General features: G+C 68.9%; 19 protein-coding genes and 1 tRNA gene. 10 read left to right on the top strand and 10 right to left on the bottom strand.

Features of this window, described 5'->3' with window-relative positions:
- The first annotated feature begins 2 nt into the window (after window positions 1-2).
- A complete protein-coding gene (gene radA, locus AB0M24_RS45735) occupies window positions 3-1,385 on the top strand; it encodes a DNA repair protein RadA (protein ID WP_363781115.1) in 1,383 nt (460 codons plus the stop codon).
- A gap of 18 nt (window positions 1,386-1,403) precedes the next feature.
- Window positions 1,404-2,105 (top strand): hypothetical protein, encoded by a 702-nt coding sequence (locus tag AB0M24_RS45730; protein ID WP_363781113.1) that lies wholly within the window; start codon window positions 1,404-1,406, stop codon window positions 2,103-2,105.
- Here the strand turns inward: AB0M24_RS45730 and AB0M24_RS45725 are convergent.
- Entirely contained in the window at window positions 2,035-3,018 is a 984-nt protein-coding gene (locus AB0M24_RS45725) for an AraC family transcriptional regulator (protein ID WP_363781111.1), read from the bottom strand. The genes AB0M24_RS45730 and AB0M24_RS45725 overlap by 71 nt on opposite strands.
- 104 nt (window positions 3,019-3,122) lie before the next feature.
- Here AB0M24_RS45725 and AB0M24_RS45720 point away from each other — a divergent pair, with 104 nt between their 5' ends.
- Window positions 3,123-3,470 (top strand): VOC family protein, encoded by a 348-nt coding sequence (locus AB0M24_RS45720; RefSeq protein ID WP_363781109.1) that lies wholly within the window; start codon window positions 3,123-3,125, stop codon window positions 3,468-3,470.
- 4 nt (window positions 3,471-3,474) lie between these two features.
- Window positions 3,475-3,873 carry an SRPBCC family protein gene (locus AB0M24_RS45715; RefSeq protein WP_363781107.1) on the top strand — a complete coding sequence of 133 codons (399 nt, stop codon included), beginning with the start codon at window positions 3,475-3,477 and terminating at the stop codon, window positions 3,871-3,873.
- 39 nt (window positions 3,874-3,912) lie between these two features.
- On the opposite strand, the gene otsB is transcribed toward AB0M24_RS45715, so the two are convergent.
- The 3 genes from otsB to AB0M24_RS45700 all read right to left on the bottom strand — a co-directional run bounded on the left by otsB (window position 3,913) and on the right by AB0M24_RS45700 (window position 9,340).
- Complete coding sequence (otsB, locus tag AB0M24_RS45710) at window positions 3,913-6,441, bottom strand: trehalose-phosphatase (RefSeq protein ID WP_363781105.1); 2,529 nt, start codon at window positions 6,439-6,441, stop codon at window positions 3,913-3,915.
- Window positions 6,442-6,489: 48 nt separating this feature from the next.
- Window positions 6,490-7,923 carry a trehalose-6-phosphate synthase gene (locus AB0M24_RS45705; protein WP_363781144.1) on the bottom strand — a complete coding sequence of 478 codons (1,434 nt, stop codon included), beginning with the start codon at window positions 7,921-7,923 and terminating at the stop codon, window positions 6,490-6,492.
- 70 nt (window positions 7,924-7,993) lie between these two features.
- Window positions 7,994-9,340, bottom strand: coding sequence for a threonine/serine exporter family protein (locus AB0M24_RS45700; protein ID WP_363781103.1), 1,347 nt, complete (start codon window positions 9,338-9,340; stop codon window positions 7,994-7,996).
- Between the two features lie 260 nt (window positions 9,341-9,600).
- Between AB0M24_RS45700 and AB0M24_RS45695 the strand changes: the two genes are divergently transcribed.
- A tRNA-Thr gene (locus AB0M24_RS45695) sits at window positions 9,601-9,673 on the top strand.
- Window positions 9,674-9,735: 62 nt separating this feature from the next.
- Here AB0M24_RS45695 and AB0M24_RS45690 read toward each other — a convergent pair.
- Complete coding sequence (locus tag AB0M24_RS45690) at window positions 9,736-11,421, bottom strand: hypothetical protein (RefSeq protein WP_363781101.1); 1,686 nt, start codon at window positions 11,419-11,421, stop codon at window positions 9,736-9,738.
- Window positions 11,422-11,461: 40 nt separating this feature from the next.
- Here AB0M24_RS45690 and mgrA point away from each other — a divergent pair, with 40 nt between their 5' ends.
- Window positions 11,462-12,490: an L-glyceraldehyde 3-phosphate reductase gene (mgrA, locus tag AB0M24_RS45685; RefSeq protein ID WP_363781099.1), complete on the top strand. Its 1,029-nt coding sequence runs from the start codon at window positions 11,462-11,464 to the stop codon at window positions 12,488-12,490.
- 1 nt (window position 12,491) lies between these two features.
- Here mgrA and AB0M24_RS45680 read toward each other — a convergent pair whose 3' ends face one another.
- Window positions 12,492-13,889: a HAMP domain-containing sensor histidine kinase gene (locus AB0M24_RS45680; protein ID WP_363781097.1), complete on the bottom strand. Its 1,398-nt coding sequence runs from the start codon at window positions 13,887-13,889 to the stop codon at window positions 12,492-12,494.
- Window positions 13,886-14,584, bottom strand: a complete 699-nt coding sequence (locus tag AB0M24_RS45675; RefSeq protein ID WP_196777709.1) for a response regulator transcription factor — start codon at window positions 14,582-14,584, stop codon at window positions 13,886-13,888. Before AB0M24_RS45675 ends, AB0M24_RS45680 begins: the two co-directional genes overlap by 4 nt.
- Window positions 14,585-14,739: 155 nt before the next feature.
- Here AB0M24_RS45675 and AB0M24_RS45670 point away from each other — a divergent pair, with 155 nt between their 5' ends.
- Genes AB0M24_RS45670 through AB0M24_RS45660 form a run of 3 tightly spaced genes read left to right on the top strand, consistent with a single transcriptional unit; the run spans window position 14,740 to window position 17,322 of the window.
- A complete protein-coding gene (locus tag AB0M24_RS45670; RefSeq protein WP_363781141.1) occupies window positions 14,740-16,074 on the top strand; it encodes a ferredoxin reductase family protein in 1,335 nt (444 codons plus the stop codon).
- 13 nt (window positions 16,075-16,087) lie between these two features.
- On the top strand, window positions 16,088-16,579 hold the full coding sequence (locus tag AB0M24_RS45665; protein WP_363781095.1) for an FMN-binding protein: 492 nt from the start codon (window positions 16,088-16,090) through the stop codon (window positions 16,577-16,579).
- Between the two features lie 2 nt (window positions 16,580-16,581).
- Window positions 16,582-17,322 carry an FAD:protein FMN transferase gene (locus AB0M24_RS45660; RefSeq protein ID WP_363781094.1) on the top strand — a complete coding sequence of 247 codons (741 nt, stop codon included), beginning with the start codon at window positions 16,582-16,584 and terminating at the stop codon, window positions 17,320-17,322.
- Window positions 17,323-17,493: 171 nt separating this feature from the next.
- On the opposite strand, the gene AB0M24_RS45655 is transcribed toward AB0M24_RS45660, so the two are convergent.
- Both AB0M24_RS45655 and AB0M24_RS45650 read right to left on the bottom strand, forming a co-directional pair.
- A complete protein-coding gene (locus AB0M24_RS45655; RefSeq protein ID WP_363781093.1) occupies window positions 17,494-18,996 on the bottom strand; it encodes a cytosine permease in 1,503 nt (500 codons plus the stop codon).
- Window positions 18,997-19,106: 110 nt separating this feature from the next.
- Window positions 19,107-20,141: an ADP-ribosylglycohydrolase family protein gene (locus AB0M24_RS45650; protein ID WP_363781091.1), complete on the bottom strand. Its 1,035-nt coding sequence runs from the start codon at window positions 20,139-20,141 to the stop codon at window positions 19,107-19,109.
- Window positions 20,142-20,244: 103 nt separating this feature from the next.
- Here AB0M24_RS45650 and AB0M24_RS45645 point away from each other — a divergent pair, with 103 nt between their 5' ends.
- Window positions 20,245-23,010: a BTAD domain-containing putative transcriptional regulator gene (locus tag AB0M24_RS45645; protein WP_363781089.1), complete on the top strand. Its 2,766-nt coding sequence runs from the start codon at window positions 20,245-20,247 to the stop codon at window positions 23,008-23,010.
- 145 nt (window positions 23,011-23,155) lie between these two features.
- Here the strand turns inward: AB0M24_RS45645 and AB0M24_RS45640 are convergent, their stop codons facing one another.
- Window positions 23,156-23,944 (bottom strand): SGNH/GDSL hydrolase family protein, encoded by a 789-nt coding sequence (locus AB0M24_RS45640; protein WP_363781088.1) that lies wholly within the window; start codon window positions 23,942-23,944, stop codon window positions 23,156-23,158.
- Window positions 23,945-24,879: the final 935 nt, after the last annotated feature.

The raw sequence follows: 24,879 nt of genomic DNA, 5'->3' as shown, positions 1-24,879 counted from the left end.
GTGTGGCGAAGACAGCGCGGCCGATCTTCCGTTGTGCCGAGTGCGGGCACGAGGTGGCGAAGTGGTTCGGCCGCTGCCCCGAGTGCCAGGCCTGGGGCAGCATCGAGGAACGCGGCACCGCGTCGGTGACCCGTGTGGTGGCGGGTGCGCCCACGTCGGCGGCGCGGCCGATCGGCGAGGTCGACATCGAGTCGGCGCGGGCGTTGTCCACCGGTGTCAGCGAGTTCGACCGGGTGCTGGGTGGGGGCCTGGTGCCGGGCGCGGTGGTGCTGCTGGCCGGTGAGCCGGGTGTGGGCAAGTCGACGTTGTTGCTGGAGACGGCGCATCGGTGGGCCGAGTCGCACGGCCGCTGCCTTTACGTGACGGGTGAGGAGTCGGCCGGGCAGGTGCGGTTGCGGGCGGAGCGCACCGGCAACCTGCACGGCGAGATGTACCTCGCGGCCGAGAGCGAGCTCAGCGCGTTGCTCGGGCAGGTCGACCAGGTGAAGCCGTCGATGCTGATCGTCGACTCGGTGCAGACCATGTCGACGGTGAGCGTGGAGGGCGTGCCGGGCGGTGTCACGCAGGTGCGGACGGTGGCGTCCGGGCTGATCGCGATGGCCAAGGAACGCGGGCTGCCGGTCGTGCTGGTCGGGCACGTCACCAAGGACGGATCCGTTGCGGGGCCACGGGTTCTGGAGCACCTCGTCGACGTCGTGCTGCAGTTCGAGGGCGACCGGCACTCGTCGTTGAGGCTGTTGCGCGGCATCAAGAACCGCTACGGCGCGGCGGACGAGGTGGGCTGCTTCGAGCTGCGCGACGACGGCATCGTGGGCGTGCCGGATCCGTCGGGGCTCTTCCTCACGCGCCGCGAGAAGGCCGTCGAGGGCACGTGCGTCACGGTGATCGTCGAGGGCAAGCGGCCGATGCTGGGCGAGGTGCAGGCGCTCGTCGCCAAGACGAACCTGCCCGCACCGCGCAGGGCCGTCAGCGGGCTGGACTCCGCGCGGATCTCGATGGCGCTGGCGGTGCTGGAGAAGCGCGGCAAGGTCAACCTGTTCCAGAAGGACGTCTTCACCGCGACCGTCGGCGGCATGCGGCTGACGGAGCCCGCGGCGGACCTCGCGGTGGTGCTCGCGGTCGCTTCTGCGGAACGGGAGATCGCGCTGCCCGCCGATCTGGTGGTGCTCGGCGAGGTGGGGCTCGCCGGGGAGATCAGGCGGGTCAACGGCGTCGGCAAGCGCTTGCAGGAGGCCGCTCGGCTGGGCTTCAAGAAGGCGCTCGTGCCGCCGGACCACGGCCCGCTGCCGGACGGGGTGCGCGCACTCGTCGCAAACGATCTTGTCTCGGCGTTGGACGTTCTGGGCCTCAACAAGCGCAGGGCTGGTAAACCCGACGAAGACTGATCTTCGGGGGGAGCGCTGATGGTCGACTTTCACCAGCTGCGCACATGGCACGCGGACGAGGTCCACGACGTCGTGCGCAGGTTGCTGACCGCCGACGTGACGAGCAACGACATCGCACGAGCGTGGGGCCTGGCGTTCGACCTCTCCGGTGCCACCTCCGTCAGGTCCGCGGACCACGACCTGGCCGAGGTCGAGGAGGTGCTGGCGCTCGCGGCCGCGCAGGTGCCGCCGGGCGCGTGCAGCGACGCGGGCCTGACGGGCTTCGACGTCGAGGAGTACCTGGAGCACACCGAGTGGGAGCTCGCGCTGGACGTCCTCGGCGACTTCGAGGGCATCACGTGGCAGACGCCGCGCTACTGGGACCTGCTGGCCGGCGCCGCCGTGCAGATGGACCTCGACCCGGCGTGGTTCCACTGGCGGCGCGGCGAGTCGATTCACGGCCTGCTGCGGGCGGAGCTGACGTTGGACCCGGCCGCGGAAGGCGTTCGGTTCCAGGGCACGCGGCCGGTGTGGGACCTGAGCGGCGGCGAGCGCAGGGTGGCCGCGATGTGGGTGGAGAAGCAGACTCTGGAACCCGGTGAGAGGGCGACGGTGCGGTTGCGGCCGTTGCTGCCGTCCGCGTGGACGCATCTGGCGAGGGGCGACCTGATCACCTACCAGCAGTTCGGTGAGTCGATGGGGACGGCGAAGATCGTGGAGAAGGTGCCGCCGCGGCCCTGAGCAGTGTGCGCAGTGCGGTCGGTGTGTGGCCCAGGTGTTCGCGCATCGTGCGGGACAGATGAGCCTGGTCGGCGAAACCCAGGTCGGCGGCGAGGCTGCTGAGGCTGGTCTCCCCGGCCTCCAACCGGTCGAGCGCGGCACCCACCCGGACCCGGTTGCGGTAGCGGGTCAGCGAGACCCCCAGCTCGCGCGTGAAGACCCTGCTGAGTCGGTAGGGAGAGACGCCGAGCAGTCCGGCGAGCGGGATGAGACCGGCAGCAGCTGGGTCACCGGAGGCGATGGCGTCGCGAGCACGGGCCACCAGCGCTTGGTCACCGGCGCCGGTGTCCGGCGGGATGGGACTGGCGACGACCTGCCGGATGACCTCGCTCGCGAGGCCGACGAGGCTTTCTGATGCGGTGTCAGCCAGGCTCAGAGCCGCTTGGAACGCCGCGTCCGGCGGGCTCGGGGCCGCTCCGGATGCGGTGTCCGGCGGGCTCGGGGCCGCTCCTGATGCCGTGTCCGCCAGACTCAGTGCCAGTTCAGGCGCCTTGCGAGCCCTGGTGGCGGCCAGAAGCCTGCGGTGAGCCAAGTCCAGGCGGGCGTCCACGTACACCGACGAGCTGCCCAGCCGCGCGTCGTCGCCCGCGAGCGAGCGCCACAGCGAGGCGGTGAGGCTGATCGACGTGCACACGTCCCCACCGGCGGGATGCGCGAACTGCTCCTCCTCACCCGGCAGCCCGAGGTAGCCGACGGTGCGGTCGAGGTCAGCGATCACCCCGCGAACGCGACGCCGGAAACCACCAGAGCGCACCAACACCAGTCGCACGTCCCTGCGCGGCGCCTCGGCAGACCAGCCGCGGTGGTCGTCGTGGCAGTCCACCGCGGACACGGTGAACTCCGGACGGGCCGCGAGGTCGACGAACGAGAGCACGAAATCAGGTTAGGCCGGGGGTCTGACAATTCCCGCAAGGATCTTCAAGACCCGGCGCACCACCAAGAGCGAGGCTGAGCGCACCGAACACAAGGAGAACGAAGATGGCTCAGCTCACGACGATCGTCCTCGACTGCACCGACCCCGTACCGCTGGCCGAGTTCTACAAAGCGGTCACCGGGTGGGAGGCGACGTCCAGCGGCGACGGCTACGCCTACCTCGCGGGCGAGGACAAGATCCAGCTCGCCTTCGTCAAGGTCGAGGGCTACGAACCGCCGGCGTGGCCGAGCCCTGCCAAGCAGGCGCACCTGGACTTCCAGGTCGACGACGTCGAGGTCGCGGTCAAGGAGCTGCTCGCGTTGGGAGCGACCAAGCCCGAGTTCCAGCCGGGCGGCGAGGAGTGGACCGTGCTGGCTGATCCGCAGGGCCACCTGCTCTGCCTGGTCGGCTGAGCACATGGCGTCCATCAGCATGGAGATCGTGATCAACGCCGGTGCCGGCGACGTGTGGAAGGTGATCGGCGAGTTCGCCACGGGTCCGTCCCGCATGGCGCAGGGCTTCGTCCTGGACACCCGGCTCGAAGGCGACCACCGGGTCGTCACGTTCGCGGACGGCACGACCGCCAGGGAGCGGCTCGTCACCGTCGACGACGACGCGCGGCGGCTCGTCTACTCGATCGTCGGCGGCACTGTCACGCCCGAGCACGACAACGCCGTCATGCAGGTCGTCGCGGACGGCGAGCGGTGCAGGCTGGTCTGGAGCCGCGATCTGCTCCCCGACACGCTGGCCGCACCGATCCACAAGGCGATGGCGCGGGGCCTCGACGTCATCAAGAAGACCCTCGACAACGCGTGAACGGTGCCGCCGCGGCAAGCCCGCGGCGGCACCGGCACATCACTGCGAGAGCAGCTGGGCGCAGCGGATCAGGCCCAGGTGCGAGTACGCCTGCGGGTGGTTGCCCAACGAGCGTTCCGCGACCGGGTCGTACTCCTCGGGCAGCAGACCCGTGGGGCCGGCCGCCGCGACGATCTGACCGAACAGCTCCTCGGCCTCGGTGCGACGACCGGTCAGCAGGTACGACTCGATCATCCACGCGGCGCACAGGTGGAAGCCGCCCTCGTCGCCCGGCAGGCCGTCGTCGCGGTGGTAGCGGTAGACGGTCGAGCCGGAACGCAGCTCGGCCTCGATCGCCGTCACCGTGGACTGGAAGCGCTCGTCCGTCGGGTCGATCAGACCCGACAGGCCGACGAAGAGCGATGCCGCGTCCAGGTCGTCGCCGTCGTAGGCCGTGGTGAACGACTGCACCTCGTCGTTCCAGCCGTTCTTCAACACGTCCGTGGAGATCGTGTCGCGCAACGGCACCCACGACGGGTCGAGCTCCCGGCCGAACTGCTCGCCGAGCTTGATCGCGCGGTCGATCGTCAGCCAGCACATGACCTTCGAGTACACGTGGTGGCGCGGCACGTGCCGCTCCTCCCAGATGCCGTGGTCCGGCTCGTGCCAGCGACGGGAGACGGCCTCGGCCATCGCCTGGACCATCGTCCAGTCGGCGTCCGAGAGCGCACCGCGAGCCGTGGCCAGCTGCACCACGAGATCCACGACGGGACCGAACACGTCGAGCTGCACCTGCTGGTTCGCGAGGTTGCCGACGCGCACCGGACGCGAACCCGCGTAGCCGGGCAGCGTGTCGATCACGGCCTCGGCACCGAGCTGCGTGCCGTGCAACGTGTACAGCGGGTGCAGGCGCTCGGGACCGGGGATGGTCTCGAGAACCCCGTGCAGCCACGCCAGGAACCCGTCGGCCTCGGCGAAGGAACCCACCGACACCAGCGCGGCGGCGGTCATCGCGCCGTCACGCAGCCAGCAGTAGCGGTAGTCCCAGTTGCGGACACCGCCCAGCTCCTCGGGCAGCGACGTGGTGGCCGCCGCCATGATCGAGCCGGAGTCCTTGTGCACCAGGCCGCGCAACGTCAACGCCGACCGCAGCACCAGATCGGTCTGCACGCGCGGCAGCTTGAGCCCCGCCGCCCAGTCCGACCAGTAGCCGGACGCGCGGTCACGCCGCACCGACTCGGCCAGCGCGTGCTCGGAGATGTCGTCGGTGCCGCAACGAAGCTCCAGCAGCACCGCCGCACCCTCGCGCGGCCGGACGACAGCGCGTGCGGTCTCCTGCACGCCGTCGGAGGTGATCTCCCAGTCGACGCCCGGCGAACGCAACACCATCGGGTCTGACGTGCCGACCACGCGCAGGCCGTCGCGCTCGCGCAGCAGCCGCACCGGCACCTGACCGAACTCGGGGCGCGGCGCGAACGTGATCACCGCGTTGGTGGAGCCGCTGATGCGCCGCACGAGGTCCGTGCGGTGCGACGCGAGGTCGTGCTCCAGGTAGTCCGTCACGAGCAGACGCGACCACCGGGTCTCCACGATCATCGTGCCCGGCAGGTAGCGCTGGCCCAGCGGCAGCGACCCGTGCTCCGGCTTGATCGAGAAGTGGCCCGCGGCTGGTCCGCCGAGCAGGTCCGCGAAGATCGCCGCGGAGTCCGGCTCGGGGTGGCACAGCCAGTTGACCTTGGCGTCCGGCGTCACGAGGGCGACGGAACGCTCGTTCGCGAGCATCGTCAGACGCTCGATCGGCACGGCCTGGTCGCCGTGCAGCCACGCCCGGCGCTCCTCCAGCAGGAACGCGAGGACCGTGGCCACGTCGGCAGGGTCCTTCACGTAGTGCTCGGCGAGCGACTCACCGGCACCCACGCGGATGCCGACGTCGGGACCGGACAGGCGCGCGAACGCCTTCTCGTCGGTCACGTCGTCGCCCAGGAAGATCGCCGCGGTGGCGCCGACCTGGTGCCGCAGGATGTCGAGGGCGTGGCCCTTGTTCGTCTCGACGACGGCGAGCTCGATGACGGCCTTGCCCTCGGTGACCTGCACACCTTCCCAGGTGCACGGACCGGAGCGGACGGCGTCGAGCACGCGCTCGCCGACGGAGGCCTCTGCGCGGCGGACGTGCACCGCGATCGAGGCCGGCTTGACCTCGAGGTGCACGCCCTCGTGGTCGTCGACGATCGCTTCCAGCTCGGTTTCGATGCGGCGCAGCAGCGCCTTGGCGTTCGCGTCCAGCGCGTGGACGAAGCCGACGTCGAACTCGGAGCCGTGGGAACCGACCAGGTGGACCTCGCCAGGTAGGCGAGAGAGTGTGGCGAGGTCGCGCAGCGCACGACCGGAGATCACGGCAGACGTGGTCTCGTGCAGGATCGCGAGCGAACGCAGTGCGTTCACCGACTCCGGGAGCGGGCGAGCCTGCTCCGGGTCGGCCACGATCGGCGCGAGTGTTCCGTCGTAGTCGCTGGCGACCAGCAGTCGCGGGGTCCGGGCCAGTTGCACGATGGCTCGGCGCAGTTCGGCGGGGAGGGCCTCGGCGGTCAACGCCCCTCCTGGAGCACTCGTCGGGTCAATACGGGGATCTGAAAGGATTCAGACCGAGGTCTGCGTGCCCAACGCCTCCAGGAACGACCTCGCCCAGCGGTCAACGTCGTGGGTGAGGACTTGGCGGCGCAGCGCGCGCATCCTACGGCGGCCTTCAGCAGGATCGATGTCGAGGGCGGCCTGCAGAGCGTTCTTGACACCATCCAGATCATGGGGGTTCACCAGGAACGCACTGGTCAGTTCTGCGGCAGCGCCGGCGAACTCGCTGAGCACCAGAGCTCCACCAAGATCATATCGGCAGGCCACGTACTCCTTGCACACCAGGTTCATACCGTCACGAACTGGCGTCACGACCATGACGTCCGCGGCGCTCATGAACGCGACGAGCTCCTCGCGGTTCACCGACTGGTGCAGGTAGTGCACCACCGGTTTGCCGACCCGCCCGAACTCGCCGTTGATCCGGCCGACGGACTGCTCGATGTCCTTGCGCATGGTCTTGTAGTGGTCGACGCGCTCGCGGCTCGGTGTGGCGAGCTGGACCATCGCGACGTCCTCGGGGTCGACGCGTCCGTCCGCGATCAGCTCGTACAGAGCGCGGATCCGGACGTCGATGCCCTTCGTGTAGTCGAGGCGGTCCACGCCCAGCAGGATGCGCTTGGGGTTGCCGAGGTCCGCTCGAATCTGCTTCGCGCGGGCCTGCGTCTCCTTGCGCCTGGCCACCGCGTCGAGGCCCGCGCTGTCGATCGAGATGGGGAACGCGCCGACGCGCACGGTGCGGTCGCCGACCTGCACGACACCTGGCCGAGTCCTGACACCGACGGTGCCGCGGCTCGGCTCCAGACCGACGAGGCGCCGGGCCAGCCAGAGGAAGTTCTGCGCGCCGCCGGGCCGGTGGAAGCCCACCAGGTCCGCGCCGAGCAGCCCGCGGATGATCTCCGTGCGCCACGGGAGCTGCATGAACAGCTCGACCGGCGGGAACGGGATGTGCAGGAAGAAGCCGATCTTCAGGTCGGGTCGCTGTTCGCGCAGCATCGCCGGGACGAGCTGCAGCTGGTAGTCCTGCACCCACACCGTCGCACCCTGCGCGGCGATCTTCGCGGTCGCGTCGGCGAACCGCTGGTTGACCCGCACGTACGAGTTCCACCAGTGCCGGTGGAACGCGGGCTGCGCGACGACGTCGTGGTAGAGCGGCCAGAGGGTGCCGTTGGAGAAGCCCTCGTAGTAGTCCTCGACCTCTTGCGCGGACAGCGGGACGGGGTGCAGCAGCAGGCCGTCGTCCTCGAACGGCGGCACCTCGGCGCCGGCGACACCGGGCCAGCCGACCCACGCGCCGCTGTGTGAGCGGAGGAACGGTTCGAGCGCGCTCACCAGCCCTCCCGGGCTGTGCTTCCACCGCTCTGTCCCGTCGGGCAGGCGTTCCAGGTCAACCGGAAGACGGTTGGCCACGACTACGAATTCCGCCCCGTTCTCGCCAATGTCCATGCTCACAAACACCGAGGCTAGTGCGGACACGTGTCCGGGGCGTGTCGTGTAACCCCCGTCACAGCAACGTTCACTCCAACCGACGCTTGGTGGGTTTGAGCGGCCCGGACATGCGTGGACCAGCGAACTTGCGCTCCAGACGGCCCAGTCCGGTGCGCACCGGCTGGGCCAGGTACTCGCCGAACACGACACCTCCGGCCAGGGCGAGAGCAATGCCACTCGCGAAGACCAAAGTGCTCAAACCGGCCGGATCGCCCTCCGCGGTGAGCTGGAACAGGCCCCGGTAGACGGTCCAGCCGGGCAGCAACGGCACCACGCCCGCCTGCACGACGACGAGCGTCGGGATGCGCAGCCGACGGGTCATCGTCGCGCCGCCGAACCCGGAGATCGCGGCGGCCACCGCGGACCCGAGCAGCACGTCCAGACCGAAGCTCGTGACGAGACCGAACGCGGCCGTGCCGATCGCGCCTGAGATGGCGGCGGCGACGAGCGCGCGCGGCTGGGCGTAACAGGCGAGCGCGAAGAACGCACTCGTCGCCGCTCCTGCCGCGAACTGCATCGGCACCGCGGAGATCAGCGGCGGCAACGGGTCGGTGAGCTTGATCTCCAGTCCGAAGTGGACGGCCGTGCGGATGGAGATCGCGACACCCGCGATGAGCCCGGCGCTCAGCAGGACGGTCTCGACGGTGCGGCCGGCGGCGGTGACGTTGTAGCCGGAGATCGCGTCCTGCACGGTGCTCACCAGCGCGAGCCCGGACAGCAGCACGACGATGCCGACGGCGACCAGCAGGCTCGGCCGGACGTTGGGCAGCAGCTCCGTGGCGAACACGGTCAGCGCGGCACCCGTGGCGAGCGCACCGCCGACGAGCTGCTGGAAGAAGAACGGCAGCGCACGGCGGTTGAGGATCCGGCCCACGCGGTCGATCACGGCGGTCACGATCGCGGCGGTGATCGCGAGCTCCCACCCGCCGCCGACGAGGAACGCGACGGCCGCGGCCATGCCTGCCCACGCGGCGGTGGCGACCCAGCGCGGATAGGGGTGCTTGGCGTTGGTGATGTCCTCGAGCTTCGCCTGCGCGTCCTCGATCGGCCCGAGATTGCGCACGAGGTGTTCGACCGCGGCCAGTCGCGTGTAGTCGAGACTGCGCTGCCGGACGACCCGTACCGCAGTGATCGGCGGCGCGTCAGTTCCGCGATGGCAGGACACGCTGATTGAGGTGTAGATCACGTCGACTTCGGTGTGCGGAAGTCCATAGCTCTCGGTGACTGAGAGAATCGTGGCAGTCACGTCCGCCGCGCCCGCCCCACTGGCCATTTGAACCTCGCCGATCTTCAGTGCGAGATCGAGTACCAGGTGAACAGTGGTGTCGTCGGGTAGTGAGGGGCCGTGCAGGTTGTTCGTGGAAATCTCGCGCACCTCCGTCGTGTGATCGTGCGGACTTGTTCGACTGTTGCTGTGGCGTCTGCCACCTCCGATCGGGCGACCCGAAAAGGAGGACATGATCACTGTCCGTTGGTTACCCTCCTGACCTGGTCAAGGCGGCCCGTCCGGCGCACTGATCCACTCAGTTGGTTGGCGTGCATCCGTCAGGAGCAATCCGATCACACTGAGAGCAGACCGTTCGCCGCAGGTAGCACCCGCAACGGGCGCTTACGATGTTCGCGAACACGAGCCAGGCCGGCGTAGCTCAATTGGCAGAGCACTCGCCTTGTAAGCGAAAGGTTAGGGGTTCGATTCCCCTCGCCGGCTCTTATGCAACGAGGGTTCGCCCAGGTGGGCGGGCCCTCGTCTCATTTCGACGTGACAGTTCGTCAGCTTTTGCGAACGAGTCCGGTAAAGCCCGCGACACTCAGCGTGGCGAAGCTCCATCCCAGGATCTGGATGACCCAGCCTGCTCCGGTCGCCCACTGCCCGGCTGGACCGTTCGCCAGTTCGCATCTCGGGGTTCCGCCGAGCTTCACGAGCGGGATGGCCAGATCCGCCGCAAGACTGATTCTGTTCACAGGTGAACAGGCGTCGGCTGGGCGGTCTTTGGCCGGTGTAAGGCCGTTATAGGCATTCGTTGTCCACACGAGACAGAGCGCGAGAAGGAACGTGATGACGAGTCCGGCGACCGCTCGCGCCGGCCTGTAGCCGTAGCCGAGCGTGACGCCGAGGAACCAGTGCCACAGCTTGTTCCCGGGGTCGCCGCGGCGGCGGAGGTCGCGTTGCTGGGCGATCAACACCTTGCGCGCGGTGTGTTCGTGTCCGGCGGCGCGGTGCACGGCGGCGAGTTGTTGGTACGGCTGAGGGTGGTAGGCGAACGTGCAATCGCGCAGCATCGTCAGCCACGCGCCGGTGTCCTCGGGTGGTTCGGGGTAGGTGAATCCGTCCACCGCCACCGTGAAGATCTCCGCCTCGAGCAGGTCCGGCACGTCGAGTCCGAGCAGGCCGCCCACCTTGGTCCCGCCCAGGCTCAGTTCGAGGCCGTCGCCGTTGTTGATCAGCTTCTCGGGCTTGAACACCAGCTCGCCCGCCACGGAGGAGTCGGCGATCCGCACCGCACTCTCGTCGCTGTCCGCCTCGAAGACGCTGTCCTTGATGGTGATGCTCGCTCCGATGAGCCCTCGCTCCAACGACAGGGCCTGGCCGCTGTCCGCGCGCACCGAGCCCCTGATGACCAGGCCGGCGTCGATCCGGGTGTCGATCATCCGGATGGTCTCCCCGGCGCGGCGCGAGCGCGCGTCGAAACCGGCCACGAGCTTGACCTCGGCGCGGAAGTGCGTGCCGTCGAGGGTGATCGCGTTGTCGGAGTCGCTGCGCAGCACCGTCGCCCGTGCGGTGAGTCCGCCGGCGGAGCTGTCGATCAGCACCAGCGCCGCGCCGTCGCTGCCCGCTTTCAGCAGTGCGTCGTCGAGGGTGATCTTGCCGCCGATCTTCGCGTTGTTGGCGACCAGCGCGGTGCCGGAGCCGTTGACGATCACCGCTCGCTCCAGGTCCAGCTCGCCCGCGATGTCGCAGCCGTCGAGCCACAGCGCGTCGCCCTCGTGGTCCGCCCGGACGAACAACCCCTGGGCCACCACGCTCCTGCTGACCTGCAGCCCGCCACCGCGAAACGACCACATGCTGCTGTCGGAGAGCAGCAACGGGCCGTCGACACGGGCGTTGTCGAGGTCGACCGTTCCCCCGCAGCGGGAGTTCTCCAGGCCCAGATAGCCGGTGCGCATGCCCTCGCCGAGCAGGCCGGGGAACGTCGAACCGTGGAGCGACAGGGCGGGCAGTTCGGTGCGCAGGAACGAGAGCGACTCCTCGAAGACGCAGTCGTCCAGCAGCAGGGGAACGGACGCCCGGACGAACTCCAGGTCGAGCTCGCCTGTGATCCGCGCCCCGGTGACCCTGATCCCGAGCGGGTCGAGGCCGTCCGCGCGCAGCAGGTCGCGGATCGCCGTGGCCCTCAGCACGTTGTTCCCGCGGCGTGAGAGGTCGAGCTCTTCGCCCGCCTCGGCGGCGCGTTTCATGTCCTGCTCTGTCTCACTAGGACGTGACATTGTGGGCACCATGTCCTACCTCGCGGATAGCGCGCGCTACGACCAGATGACTTACCGGCGGACTGGGCGCAGCGGTCTCAAGCTGCCGGCCATCTCGCTCGGTCTGTGGCACAACTTCGGCGGCGACCGGCCGTACGAGCTCGGCCGCGGTATCGCGCGGCGGGCGTTCGACCTCGGTGTCACGCACTTCGACCTCGCCAACAACTACGGTCCGCCCTACGGCTCGGCGGAGATCACGTTCGGGCAGATCCTCTCCGATGATCTCAGGCCTTACCGCGACGAGCTGGTCATTTCCACCAAGGCGGGCTACGACATGTGGCCGGGGCCGTACGGGGAGTGGGGCAGCCGCAAGTACCTGCTGAGCTCGCTCGACCAGTCGCTGACGCGGATGGGCCTGGACTACGTCGACATCTTCTACTCGCACCGGTTCGACCCGGAGACTCCGCTCGAGGAGACGGTGGGCGCGCTGGTCAGCGCGGTGCAGCAGGGCAAGGCGCTCTACGTCGGCATCTCGTCGTACTCGCCCGCCAAGACCCGGGAGGCGGCCGAGCTGCTCAGGTCCGCCGGTGTGCCGCTGCTGATCCACCAGCCGAGCTACTCGATGCTGAACCGCTGGATCGAGCCGGAGCTGCTGGACGTGCTGGAGGAGGTCGGCGCGGGCTGCATCGCGTTCTCGCCGCTCGCGCAGGGCATGCTGACGGACCGCTACCTCAACGGTGTTCCGGCGGACTCCCGTGCGGCACAGGGGAAGTCGCTGTCGACGGACCTTCTGAGCGAGGAGAACCTCGGCCGGATCCGGGCGCTCAACGACATCGCCGCCTCGCGTGGCCAGTCGCTGGCGCAGCTGGCGCTGACGTGGACGATCCGCGACCCGCGCGTCACGTCCGCGTTGATCGGCGCGTCGTCGGTGACGCAGCTGGAGCAGAACCTCGCGGCACTGCAGGCGCCGCCGCTGACCGACGACGAGCTCGCCGCGATCGACAAGCACGCCGTCGAGTCGGGCATCGACCTGTGGGCGACGTCCTCGCAGGCGGAGTGATCTAGAGCTGCCGGGGGAGACGGATCGTGAAGACCGTCGACCCCGGCTTGCTCGCGAGGCTGATCGTGCCGCCGTGAGCCTCCACAAGGGACTGCACCACGGCCAGGCCCAGCCCGCTGCCACCGCGTTGGCGGGTTCGCGAGTTGTCGACGCGGTAGAACCTGTCGAAGATCCGCGCCTGGTCGGCCTCCGGGATGCCCGGGCCCGTGTCGCTCACCTTGATCACCGCCCAGCCGTCCGACGCCGTCACCTGGAGAGACACCGACGTGCCCGCCGGGGTGTGCACGGCCGCGTTGGTCAGCAGGTTGTCGAGCACCTGCCGCAGACGGGTGGCGTCCGCGCGCATGGTCACCGTGTCGGCGTCGATGTCCAACGAGTGCGATGGACGGGCCGCGCGGAAGGCATCGCCCGCCGCCTCGGCGATCACCGCGAGGTCCAGCTCCTCCGGCCGCAACGGCGGTTCGGACTCCGCGGAGTCCAGGCGTGCCAGCAACAACAGGTCGTCGAGCAGCACGCTCATCCGGGACGCCTCTGACCGCAGCTTCTCCAGGTGCTTCTCGCGTTCGCCCGGCTCGTTGGCCGCCGCGTACCGGAAGAGGTCCGCATAGCCGCGCAACGACGTGAGGGGTGTGCGCAGCTCGTGTGACGCGTCGGCGATGAACCGCCGCAGCCGTTGCTCTGCGGCCGTGCGGGCGGCCAACGAAGTGTCGATGTGCGCCAGCATCTTGTTGAACGCCTCGCGCAGCTCCTCGACCTCCACACCACCGCCCTTGCCGTCCACGCGCACTGCGAGGTCGGCAGAGTCGGTCAGGTCGTGCGACGAGATGTCGTGCGCGGTGTTGGCCATGTCCGACAACGGCTGCATGCCCTTGCGGATCAGCGCCTGACCGCCCACCACCAACGCGACGAGCGCAGCCAGGAACGCGACCACGCTGACCGTGATCAGCTGCGAGATGGTGCCGTCCGTGTCGTTCATCGGGGCCGCGCTGACCAGGACGGTCTGGCCGTCGACGATCTCGCAGGCACGCAGCCGGAACTTGCCCTTGCCGCGCAGGTACTCGGTCTCGAACAGGTCGCCGTTGAGCGCCTTGTTCGCGAGGGCGTCGAACTCGTCGCGATCGGGCGGCTGCTGCTCACCCGGCTGGGCGCGGAGCTGACCGTCCTCCATCACGTAGACGACGGCGTACCAGTCCGGCGGCAGCTTGGTGACCTTCTCGTAGGCCTTGACCTCGTAGGACGAGCCGGCCTGGCTCGTCGCCATCTGCTCGTCGAGACGGCGGTCCAGGAAGTCCTGCATCGACGTGACCATGACCCAGCCGACGATCACGAACACGGTCAGCGCCAGCGCGCCGAGTCCCAGGGCGAGCCTCGTGCCGAGGCGCAGCTGTCCGAGTTTCATTCTGCTGCTCGGCGGAGCACGTACCCCACACCGCGGACGGTGTGGATCAACGGCTCGCGGCCGTCGTCGAGCTTGCGGCGCAGGTGGGAGATGACGAGCTCGACCACGTTGGAGCGGCCGCCGAAGTCGTACTCCCACACGTGGTCGAGGATCTGTGCCTTCGTCAGCACGGCAGGCGAGCGGCGCATGAGGTACCGCAGCAGCTCGTACTCGGTCGGCGTGAGGGTCACCAACTTGCCCGTGCGACGGACCTCGCGCGTGTCCTCGTCCATCACCAGATCGGCGACCTTCAGGACCGAACGCTTCCACGACGGACCTGTCGAGCGGCGCAGCACAGCCCTCAGCCGGGCCATCAGCTCCTCGACGGAGAACGGTTTTACGAGGTAGTCGTCGCCGCCTCGGGTGAGTCCCGCCACACGGTCCGCGGTGCCGTCACGAGCCGTCAGAAAGACCACCGGAACCATCGCTCCGGCCGCCCGCATTCGATCAAGAACGGTGAATCCGTCCAGGTCAGGCAGCATGAGGTCGAGCACGACGATGTCCGGCTGGAACTCGGCGGCCTCTCTCAAAGCCTCTTCACCGTTGAGCGCGGTCGCGGCCTGCCAGCCCTCGTACCGGGCGACCGTCGCGACCAGGTCAGCGATGTGCGGCTCGTCGTCGACGACGAGCAATCGAACCGAGTTCCCCTTGTCCACGTGCTCATGGTGCGTCACCTGGTGGCTCTCCCGCTCGATCGACAGGAAGTCGACAGCGCGGGCATAGGGGAGCCACAGCTCGAACGCCAAGGATCGATACCGACAGACCGCCCCTGACCGAGGAGCCCGCCGTGACGACCACCCTGCAGCAACCCGTGCGACCGGCTCCGGCCGGCCGGGCGACGCCGCACAAGGTGCTGGCCAAAGCCGGCCTGTACGTGTTCCTCCTGGCCAACGCGGCGTTCGTGACGTACCTGTTCAACGCGGCGGGTGTCGGTTCGAACAAGCTGGTCAACTTCGGTCGCCTGACCGGGCTCTACGGGGCGCTGGCGATGGCGTTCCAGCTGCTCCTGGTCGCGCGGCTGCCGTGGCTCGACCGGCGGCTCGGCATGGACAAGCTCACCTCGTGGCACCGCTGGACCGGCTTCACGATCTTCTGGATGCTGATCGGCCACCTGACCTTCATCGCGTTCGGCAACGCGGGGTCCGAGGGCCCGATCGCCGAGATCATCCGGCAGGCCACCGAGCTCGAGGGCATCCTCCGCGCGCTGGTCGCGTGGGCGATCATCATGATCGTCGGGATCGTCTCCGCCCGGTTCGCGCGCCGGAAGCTGGCGTACGAGACGTGGCACTTCATCCACCTCTACACCTACATCGCGATCTTCCTGGCGTTCACGCACCAGGTCGCGGTCGGCAGCACGTTCCGCAAGTCCACGCTGGCCACCGGCTACTGGTGGGGCCTCTGGGCGTTCGCCATCGGGGCCGTCGTGGTCGGACGCGTGGCGCTTCCGCTGTGGCGCAACTGGCGGCACCAGTTCCGGGTCGCCGCGGTCGTGCCGGAGGCGCACAACGTCGTCTCGGTCTACATCGAGGGCAATGACCTGGACAAGCTGGGCGCCAAGGCGGGTCAGTTCTTCCTGTGGCGCTTCGTCACCAAGGACCGCTGGTGGCAGGCCAACCCGTTCTCGCTGTCCGCGGCGCCGAACGGCAAGTACCTGCGGCTCACCGCGAAGGCCCTGGGTGAGGGCAGCGCCGACGTCCGCAACGTCAAGGTCGGCACCCGCGTGTTCGCCGAGGGCCCGTACGGCGCCTTCACGACCATGCACCAGACCAAGCCGAACGCGCTCCTGGTCGCGGGTGGTGTCGGTGTCACGCCGATCCGCGCGCTGCTGGAGGAGATCAAGGGCCACGTCGTGGTGCTCTACCGCGTCAGCGACCCGCGCGAAGCCGTGCTGCTGCGTGAGCTCGAAGGCCTCGCGAGGGCCAAGGGCGCGGTGTTGCGCCTGGTCACCGGATCCTCGAAGACGATCACCGCGAACGGCCCGCTGCTCGGCCCCGAGAACATCGCCGCGCTCGTGCCGGACGTGCAGGACCGCGACATCTTCATCTGCGGCCCCAACGGCATGACCGATGCCGTGGTGCGCAGCCTTGACGAACTGGGAGTGCCCAGCAACCAGGTCCACGCCGAGCGCTTCGCGCTGGCCAACTGAGAGGGCGATCGACGTGAAGAGGGCAATTCCCGTTCTGGCGCTGAGCATCGCGGGCCTCGTCCCGGTCTGGCTGTACTCGCCGGGTCCCGCGCACGAGGGTGAGATCAACGAGGCCGCGGCCGCGCCGGAGACTCAGGCGCAGACCCAGGCACCGCAGACCACCACCGCGGCTCCCAAGACGTCCGGAGCCGCACCGACGACCCAGCCGCAGCAGACGCAGCAACAGCAGACCCAGCAGCAGGCCCAGACCCGCACCGTGTCCGGCCCGGCGGTGAACACCTCCGAAGGCGTCGTGCAGGTGCAGGTCACGTTGCAGGGCAACAAGATCACCGACGTGCGGGCGCTGCGGGCACCCAACAGCGACCCGACCAGGATGGCGCTGCCGATCCTGAAGCAGGAGGCGCTGAAGGCCCAGAGCGCGGACATCGACACGGTGTCCGGGGCGACCGCGACCTCGACGGGCTACAAGCAGTCGCTCCAGGCCGCGCTCGACGGAGCGCAGTAGCCGTGTCCGTGCGCCGCGTCGAGCAGATCATGGGCCTGCCGATCTCGGTGGACCTGCGGGACGGCGACGACGCACTGGCCGAGCGGGCGTTCGCCTGGCTGCGCGAGGCCGACGCCCAGTTCTCGCCGTTCAAGCCGGACAGCGAGGTGTCGAGGCTGGACCGGGGTGAGCTCTCCAGGGAAGAGCTCACCCCGGACCTGGTCGAGGTCCTCTCGCTGTGCGACTGGTACGAGGAGTCGACGGGTGGCGCGTTCACGGCGCAGGTGCCGGGACGCGGGCTCGACCCGTGCGCGGTGGTGAAGGGCTGGGCCGTGCAGCGGGCCGCCGACATCCTGCGCGAGGGCGGGGCGACGACGTTCTGCGTCAACGCGGGCGGCGACGTCGTGACGGCCGGTGAGCCCGAGGCCGGAAAGCCTTGGCGCGTGGGCGTTCGGCACCCCGACATCGCCGACCAGCTGTGCGTCGTGCTCGGCGTTCGGGACGGAGCCGTTGCCACGTCAGCGTTGTACGAACGCGGCCAGCACATCCTGGACGGCCGTACCGGTAAACCCGTCTCTGGAATCCTGTCGGTCACGATTTTCGCGGAGGACCTCGCGATCGCCGATACCACTGCCACAGCAGCGTTTGCGCTGGGCAAGGACGGGATCGAGTGGGCGGCGGCGCAGGAGGACTGCGAGGTCTTCATCGTCGATGAAGATCGCCGGGTGTTCCGCAGCCCTGGACTTCCGGTACACATCTGTTAACATGCCCGCCCAACGGAGCCTTGACTCCGGGGCACGGAATTCGTTGATCAAGAGCTGGATCGGAGCTCGCGCTCGGGGCAAGACCCGGCCTGCTGTTGACCAACACCTCGTGCGAGAGAGCCTGCCGGCGCGCGAATTCGGGAGCGCGCGCCGACAGGCTCTTTCTGTTTTCTAGGCCGGAACCGGCACGGTGATCGCCGGAACCTCGACGTCGGCCGAGCGCACCAGCCGCGGGCCGTCGGGGCCGTACACCGCGCGAGGCTCCGGGAAGACGAAGAGCAGTGCCAGGAACAACACCGCCGCGACGGCGATCGACAGCGGCAGGCTGACGTCGACGCCACCCGCGAGATCGCCCAGCGGCCCGACGAACTGGCCGGGGATGTTCGTGAACAGCACGCCCACGACCGCCGCGACCCACCACGCAGTCATGCCACGCCAGTTCCACCCGTGCGCGAACCAGTAGCGGCCACCGCGCTGGCGCCGGTTGAAGACCTGCAGCGCCTCCGGGTCGTACCAGCCGCGCCGGGTGAACAGACCGAGCATCATCACGACCATCCACGGCGTGGTGCAGGTGATGATCAGCGTCGCGAACGTCGAGATGCTGCGGACCAGGTCGAACCCGAAACGGCCGACGAAGATGAACACGATGGCCAGCGCGCCGACCAGCACCGTCGCCTGCACGCGGGACAGTCGCGGGAACACGCTCGAGAAGTCCAGGCCGGTGCCGTAGAGCGCGGTCGTGCCGGTGGACATGCCGCCGATCAGCGCGAGCAGGCAGACCGGCAGGAAGAACCACTGCGGCGCGATCTCCAGCAGCCCGCCCACGAAGTCCTGGCCTTCCACAAAGGACGGTGCTTTCGCGGCGATGATGCTCGCCGTCGTGAGGCCGAACAGGAACGGCACCAGCGTGGCGATCTGCGAGAGGAACGCGGCGGCGATCACGCGGCGGTGCGGGGTGCTCGCCGGGATGTAGCGCGACCAGTCGCCGAGGAAGGCGCCGAACGACACCGGGTTCGACAGCACGATCAGCGCCGAGCCGATGAACGCGGGCCAGAACATGTCCTGGGTGATCATGCCTGCGTAGGACGGGTCGAAGTCGCCCGCGAAGGCCACCGCGCCGAGCACGAACAGCAGCGTCGCCGAGACGACCGCGATCTTGTTGACGAAGAGCATGAACCGGAAGCCGTACGTGCACACGACGAGCACGAGCCCGGCGAACACGGCGTACGCGACGGCGTAGGAGAGAGTGCTGCGCGGCATCCCGAACAGCCGGTTCGCGCCGCCGACCAGCGCGTCGCCCGAGCTCCAGACCGCCAGCGAGAAGAACGCCACCGCCGTCAGCAGGGACAGGAACGAGCCGACGATCCGGCCGTGCACGCCGAGGTGCGCCGACGACGAGACCGCGTTGTTGGTGCCGTTGATCGGTCCGAAGATCGCCATCGGGCAGAGGATCAACGCACCCGCGACCACGCCGAGCAGCGTCGCGGCCAGGCCCTGCCAGAACGAGAGTCCGAACAGGATCGGGAACGCGCCGAGCACGCACGTGGAGAACGTGTTGGCGCCACCGAAGGCCAGCCGGAACAGGTCGAACGGGGTCGCGGTGCGTTCTGCGTCCGGAATCCGCTCGATGCCGTTCGTCTCGACCTGGGTGAGCGGCGGCGGTTGCTCGGCCATGGCGGTCTCCTTGCAGGTCAGCGGTGGTGCGCTGACGCTACAAACCCAGCTGAGACGTGGACCACTGGATGTTTCGCACAATTCTCGGCTTCAGATTGTGCGAAACATCCTTACGCGTAGCGGTCCTCGTTGAAGTCGAGGTTCACGGCGGAACAGCCCAGGTCACGGCCCATCGCGTCGAGCACGTCGACCAGCTCCAGGGCGCTCAGCCAGTCACGGGGGATCGCTTCGGTGCCGTGCAGCGCGCCGAGGATGTTGCCCGTCAACGCCGCCGTCGCGTCGCTACCGCCCGAGTGGTTCGCCGCGGCGCGCATGGCGTCCACGAACTGCACGGGCTTCGGATGCGTCAGCACCGTGTAGACGGCGATGGCCAGCGCTTCCGGGCCGGTCCAGCCGCTGCCGAGCCGGTCGACGCGCACCGAACCGGTGCCGTCGTGCTCCTCCGCCAGCACCACGGCGCGCGTGAGCACCGTGGCTGTGTAGGTGTCGTCGCGCAGCACCCGGCCGATGACCTGGTCGATCGCCTCGCGCAACGGCCGGCCCTTCACCGCCAGCAGGTGGATCAGCAACGCCAGCGCGCCACCGGACACCCAGCCACCGGTGCCGCCGTGGGTCAACGCCGCGAACCGGCAGCCCAGGTCGTACGCGATGGCCGCGGACGGCGCGAAACCGGCGGGTGCGGTGCGCGTGACGCCGTTGCAGCCCGACGACTCGTTGTGCGGATCCGTCGGTGTGGACATCGTGTCCGCCGCGAGCGCGCGCAGGCACGTCAAACCTGGCGAACGGCTCTCGTACAGCCGTTCGTCTGCGAGCAGCCCTGCCGCGCCCCGTTCCGGGGCCGGTTGCTGCTGGGTGACCAACCAGCGCCGGTAGCTGTGCCACACCATCTCCGACGGCTCCCAGTCACCGGTGCGCTTCCCGCGCACCCAGGCGCGCAGGTAGCCGTCGGCGGTGAAGAGCGTCAGCTGGGTGTCGTCGGTGAACAGGGCGGGCTTCGGTGGAGCGAGCACACCTTCGGCACCGTGTTCGCGCTGGATGTCGGCCCAGCCGAGGTACTGCACAGGTGCGCCGAGCGCATCACCGAGAGCGCCGCCGAGGAGGCACCCGGCGCCGCGGTCAACCACGGAGTTCCGATCTCGCGGCACGGCCGCAACAGTAGCGTCCCGCGAACTTGAACCGTACTTGTATCTGAGACCCGGGCTCTCGCACCTGTTGAAGTGACAAGGTCAGCGGGCGTGAGGGAGGGGCATGCGGAGCAAAACCGGACTCGAGTTCGGCGTGCTCGGTCCACTCCAGGTGCTCGCGGACGGACGGCTGATCCAGCTCGGCCGTCGCGGCATGCGCGGACTGCTGGCCATGCTGGTCGTCGAGGCGAACCGACCCGTCTCGATCGACCAGATCGTCGACGCGCTGTGGACGGAGTCGCCGCCGGCCACCGCACGGACGATCGTGCACGGGTACGTCTCGCGGTTGCGCAAGGTGCTGGAGGAGGCCGACGCCTCGGCCTCCGCGACCATCCGCACCACGCCGACCGGGTACCAGCTCACCGTCGACCCGTGGCGCCTCGACCTGCACCGCGCCCGGCAGCTCGTGGCGTCTTCTCGCGGCAAGCCCGCCGCCATCAGGGCGGGCTTGCTGCGCGAGGCTCTCGGGTTGTGGCGCGGGCCGGTGCTCGCTGACGTACCCGGCGACCCGATGACCTCCGATCTGGAAGAGCTTCGGCTGTCGGCGTTGGAGGAACGCATCGACGCCGAGCTCGAGCTCGGGCGCCACCTGGAGCTCGTGGGTGAGCTGCGCGGGTTGTGCACCGAGTTCCCGTACCGCGAACGCCTTGTCGCGCACAGCATGCGGGCGTTGTACCGGTCTGGGCAGCGGGCCGATGCCTTGGAGGCCTACCAACGGTTCCAGCGTCGGGCGGGCGAGGAGCTCGGCATCGATCCCGGGCCGCAGCTGCGGTTGTTGCAGGAGCAGGTGCTGCGCGACGACCCCGCTCTCAGTTTGATCGGCCCTGTCGAGTCGCGTCCCGTCGCGCCGCGGGCCGGAATCGTGGCACCTGCCTTGTTGCCTGCCGCGGCTTCGCGGTTGTTCGGCCGTGCTGACGATGTGGCGTGGCTGGACAACGTTTGTGCGGCGCGGAACCTGCTCGGCACGACCGTTGCCGTGCTGACCGGTGCGCCTGGTGTGGGCAAGAGCGCGCTGGCGATCACGTGGGGGCACTCGAACTCGGAGATGTTCCCGCACGGGGTGCTGTTCGCTTCTCTCGGTGATGTGGAGCCCGGCGAGGTGCTGACCAGGTTCCTGGTGGCACTGGGGGTTCCTGCCGATGGTGTGCCCGTCGGCGTGGAGGACCGCGTCGGGCTCTACCGGTCGTTGCTGAACCGCCGGCGGGTGCTGGTGGTGCTGGACGACGCGACGGGCTTCGAGCAGGTGCAGCCGTTGCTGCCGCCGGGTTCGGGCTCGGTCGTGCTGGTGACGTCGCGCTCGCACATGGAACGGCTGGTCGTCACGAACAGCGCTCGGGTGTGCAAGCTCGGCCCGTTGGACGACGAGGCCGCGCGTGAGCTCGTGGACGACGTGCTGGGCAAGCCGTTGTCGTCGGAAGACCCGGTGGCTTCTCGGAAGCTGGCCGAGTTGTGCGGTGGGTTGCCGCTGGCGTTGCGCGTGGCGGCCGCGAAGCTGGTGATCAGTCCCGAGTGGACGGTCGAGGAGCTGGTGGGGGAGCTGGCCGACGACGGGCACCGGTTGCGTGGCTTGGACCTACCTGAGGCAGGCGTGGGGGTGTCGCGGGCGCTGGACCTGTCGACCCGCGACCTGCCGTCCGAGCTCGGCGAGGTGTTCACGTCCGTCGGCATGGCGCCCGGCCGCTGGATGTCCTCGCACGCCGTCGCCGCGTTGACCCGCAGCCAGCTGGAGTCCGCCCGTTCGCGGCTGGCGCAGCTGGTCGAGGTGAACCTGCTGGTCGAGCCGTGGCCGGACGGGTTCACGATGCACGAGCTGGTGCGCCTGTACGTGCGGGGCGTCGGGCGTCCGGACCTGGACTCGTTGCGGCGCTTGGTGAACTACTACCTCGTGGCGTGCGACCACGTCCGCCGCGCCATCCGGCCGGCGCGCGACGGACTCGACTTCGTGTTCGGGGACAACGGTTCCACGTCGTTACCCGCGTTCGACGACCCGATCGCCTGGTTCGACCAGGAGTGGCCCAACATCGTCGCGGTCGTGCACGCGTCCGCTGAGTCGGGCCTGCACGACCAGGTGTGGCAGCTGGTTCGGCTGCTGCACACGTATGCGACCGTGCGCGCACTCACCGGGGAGTGGGTGGCGTTGGTCGGGTTCGGCCTGGCCGCGGCCGAGGTGACGGGGAGCCGCCTCGGACAGGTCCTGATGCTGGACACGACCTACACGACGAACGCCAGGCTGGGACGTCCCGTCCTGCTGCCGGACGCTCGCCGCGCGCACCGGCTCGCGTCGGAGCTGGGCGAGCGCCAGTACCTGGTGCTGACGCTCGCCCAGCTCGCCGACGTGCTGTTCCGCCTGCAGCACCACGACGAGGCGTTGCTGCACTTCTGGGAGTCGGTGCAGCTCGCGCAGCAGTCCGGTGACGTAGTCGGCGAGGGCCACGGCCTGAACAACGTGGCACAGGTCGAACAGGCGCGCGGACGTCTCGACGTGGCGCTGCAGCACCAGGCGCACGCCGTCGAGGTCTACCGGCGGTCCGGCGACCAGGTGGCGTTGATCCGCGGGCTCGCGAACCTGGCCGAACTGTCGTTGGAAGCGGGGTCCTTGGACGCAGCGGAGTCGTTGGCGCGTCAGGTCGTCGACCAGGCCGCCGTCGCCGAAGTGACGTACCTCGAGGGTTTCGGCCGCCAGGTGCTCGGCGGTGTGCTGCTCCGGCGGGCGGAATGGGTTGCTGCGGCAGCGGAATTGACGGAAGCACTGCGCCTGTACGCGCAGGTCAACTCGGCCCGCGCGGTGGAAGTGCGCGCTGCTTTGGACTCGCTGTCGTCCGAGGTTTAGCCGCTGTTTAGTCGTCTGGTCCCAAAGCATGGGATGTTGGAACTGCAGGCCGCCGAGTGGGGGATTACCGAGGGGGTAAGGCGCCTGCCATTGGAAGGGCCCGACCGGCATTCGGGGGAGTTTGCCGGTCGGGCCGCTTTGTCTTTTATTGGTAGTTCTCTTCGGTGCAGCGGGCCAGCGGCAGCAGTTCTGGTCGCTTCGGCGCCAGACCGTCACCCATCGACTCGCCTCGTAGGGTTCGGCCGATCCACGGGACCACGTGCTCGCGGGCCCACTTCAGGTCGGCCTTTCGCTGCGTCACCCAGTCCGTCTGCTCCAGCGCGGGCCACGGCGCGTCCCACGCGTGGTCGTCGGTCAGGCCCAGGACTTCCGCCGTCTTGTTGGCGACCCGCTGGTGGCCTTCCGGCGACAGGTGCAGCCTGTCCTCGCTCCACGCGCGTCGGTCTTGGAGTGAGTGCATGGACCAGAGATCGACCATGCGGCAGTGGTAGCGCTCGGCGATCGACCACAGATGCGTGTTGTAGATGGCGATCTTGCCGCGCAGGCTCCTGAGCAGCGGGGTCGACCTGGTGTCGAAGCCGGTGAAGATGACGACGTCGCTGCCGGCCGCCCTGAGGTCGGCGACCGCCACCTCGTAGACCTCGGCCAGGGCGTCCGGGTCGCTGTTCGGGACCATGATGTCGTTGCCGCCGCCGCAGAACGTGACGAGATCCGGTTTGAGCTCGATGGCGAGGGGGACCTGCTCGTCGATGATCTCCTGCAGCATCTTGCCGCGGATCGCGAAGTTCGCGTACCGGAAGTCGGGTGCGGTTTGGGCGATCATCCCGGCCAGGCGGTCGGCCCAACCCACGTAGGTGTCTCGTGGGCCCGGGTCGTCCATGCCCTCGGTGAAGCTGTCCCCCAGGGACACGAGACTGTTCCATCGCAGCAGCACAACATCCCCCTTATCTCGCGACTACTGGTCTTGCTGGTCTTGCTGCCCCCGCCTGCGGCTCCCGATCGCGGGCGACTGCTTAGCATGCACAACCAACCGCTGGTTACGCCACCGTCGGTTACGGCATCGTAAGTTTTGTCGCTGTGGGTGACGATTCTTTTACCACCCGATGGAGGGAAGCTTGAGCACGATCCGGGGGGATGTCGGGTGATCCGGGGGTTTCGTCGGATTTGGTCGCTTGGTTGTCGCTAGTTTTTGGTGCGTGCGTTCTGGTTTGCCGCTTCCTTCCATTTCGCTGGGTGTCGCGCTTCTCACAGTCGGGGTGCTGGCTGGGGTGGTGCTGTCGGGTGGGGTTCCTGGGGCTGGGCCCGGTTCGGGGTCTGGGGCTGAGCCTGAGGTGGCGCAGATCGGTGGGGACGTTGGTGGGGATGCGCCTCCTATGGAGTTCAGTCCTGTGCCTTCTGCGGTGAAGGTTGTGCCGTCTCCTGGGGCTGGGGTTCGGCCGGTGGTTACGCCGCCTCCGCATTCGAATCCTGTGGTTCGGCCGGAGGTTGAGCCTTCCGCGAGTGTGGTGGGGGCTGCTGTGCCTTCGGTGGGGTTGCTTTCTTCTGTGGTTGCGCCTTCGGCGCCCGCGCCGGTTCCGTAGGTCGTCCCCCTGGTTCGTTGGCGGGTGCCTGTTGAGTGTCCGTAGGTGGGTGCGGTCCGTAGGTTTCCTGGCGGTTGCGTTCTGGGAGCTCTGCCCCAGACCCGCCAATCTGATCAAAGACCCACCAGCGCCGTCGGCGGGTTGATGGCACGCCTGTTGCTTTGGGCGGCTTGCTGTTGCGTACGTGGGTGCGTTGGTGGGGTGGGTCCCGTCACGAGTCGCGTCGGAGCGAGCCACACCAGGGAGGGGAGGTCAAGTCGACGAAAAGCGTGTCGACTTGACCTCCCCT

It is taken from the genome of Lentzea sp. NPDC051838, from assembly GCF_040681245.1.
GTDB lineage: Bacteria > Actinomycetota > Actinomycetes > Mycobacteriales > Pseudonocardiaceae > Lentzea.
The sequence above is the reverse complement of the archived record's forward strand: the minus strand, read 5'-3'. Positions and strand labels throughout refer to the sequence as shown.

What these genes read in the sequence shown, in the direction of transcription:
- AB0M24_RS45645 (WP_363781089.1), top strand. Translation starts at nt 20,245, where the DNA reads ATGCGGAGCAAAACCGGACTCGAGTTCGGCGTGCTCGGTCCACTCCAG.
- AB0M24_RS45715 (WP_363781107.1), top strand. Translation starts at nt 3,475, where the DNA reads ATGGCGTCCATCAGCATGGAGATCGTGATCAACGCCGGTGCCGGCGAC.
- AB0M24_RS45680 (WP_363781097.1), bottom strand. Translation starts at nt 13,889, where the DNA reads ATGAAACTCGGACAGCTGCGCCTCGGCACGAGGCTCGCCCTGGGACTC.
- AB0M24_RS45705 (WP_363781144.1), bottom strand. Translation starts at nt 7,923, where the DNA reads ATGGACATTGGCGAGAACGGGGCGGAATTCGTAGTCGTGGCCAACCGT.
- AB0M24_RS45655 (WP_363781093.1), bottom strand. Translation starts at nt 18,996, where the DNA reads ATGGCCGAGCAACCGCCGCCGCTCACCCAGGTCGAGACGAACGGCATC.
- AB0M24_RS45730 (WP_363781113.1), top strand. Translation starts at nt 1,404, where the DNA reads ATGGTCGACTTTCACCAGCTGCGCACATGGCACGCGGACGAGGTCCAC.
- AB0M24_RS45720 (WP_363781109.1), top strand. Translation starts at nt 3,123, where the DNA reads ATGGCTCAGCTCACGACGATCGTCCTCGACTGCACCGACCCCGTACCG.
- mgrA (WP_363781099.1), top strand. Translation starts at nt 11,462, where the DNA reads ATGTCCTACCTCGCGGATAGCGCGCGCTACGACCAGATGACTTACCGG.
- AB0M24_RS45690 (WP_363781101.1), bottom strand. Translation starts at nt 11,421, where the DNA reads ATGAAACGCGCCGCCGAGGCGGGCGAAGAGCTCGACCTCTCACGCCGC.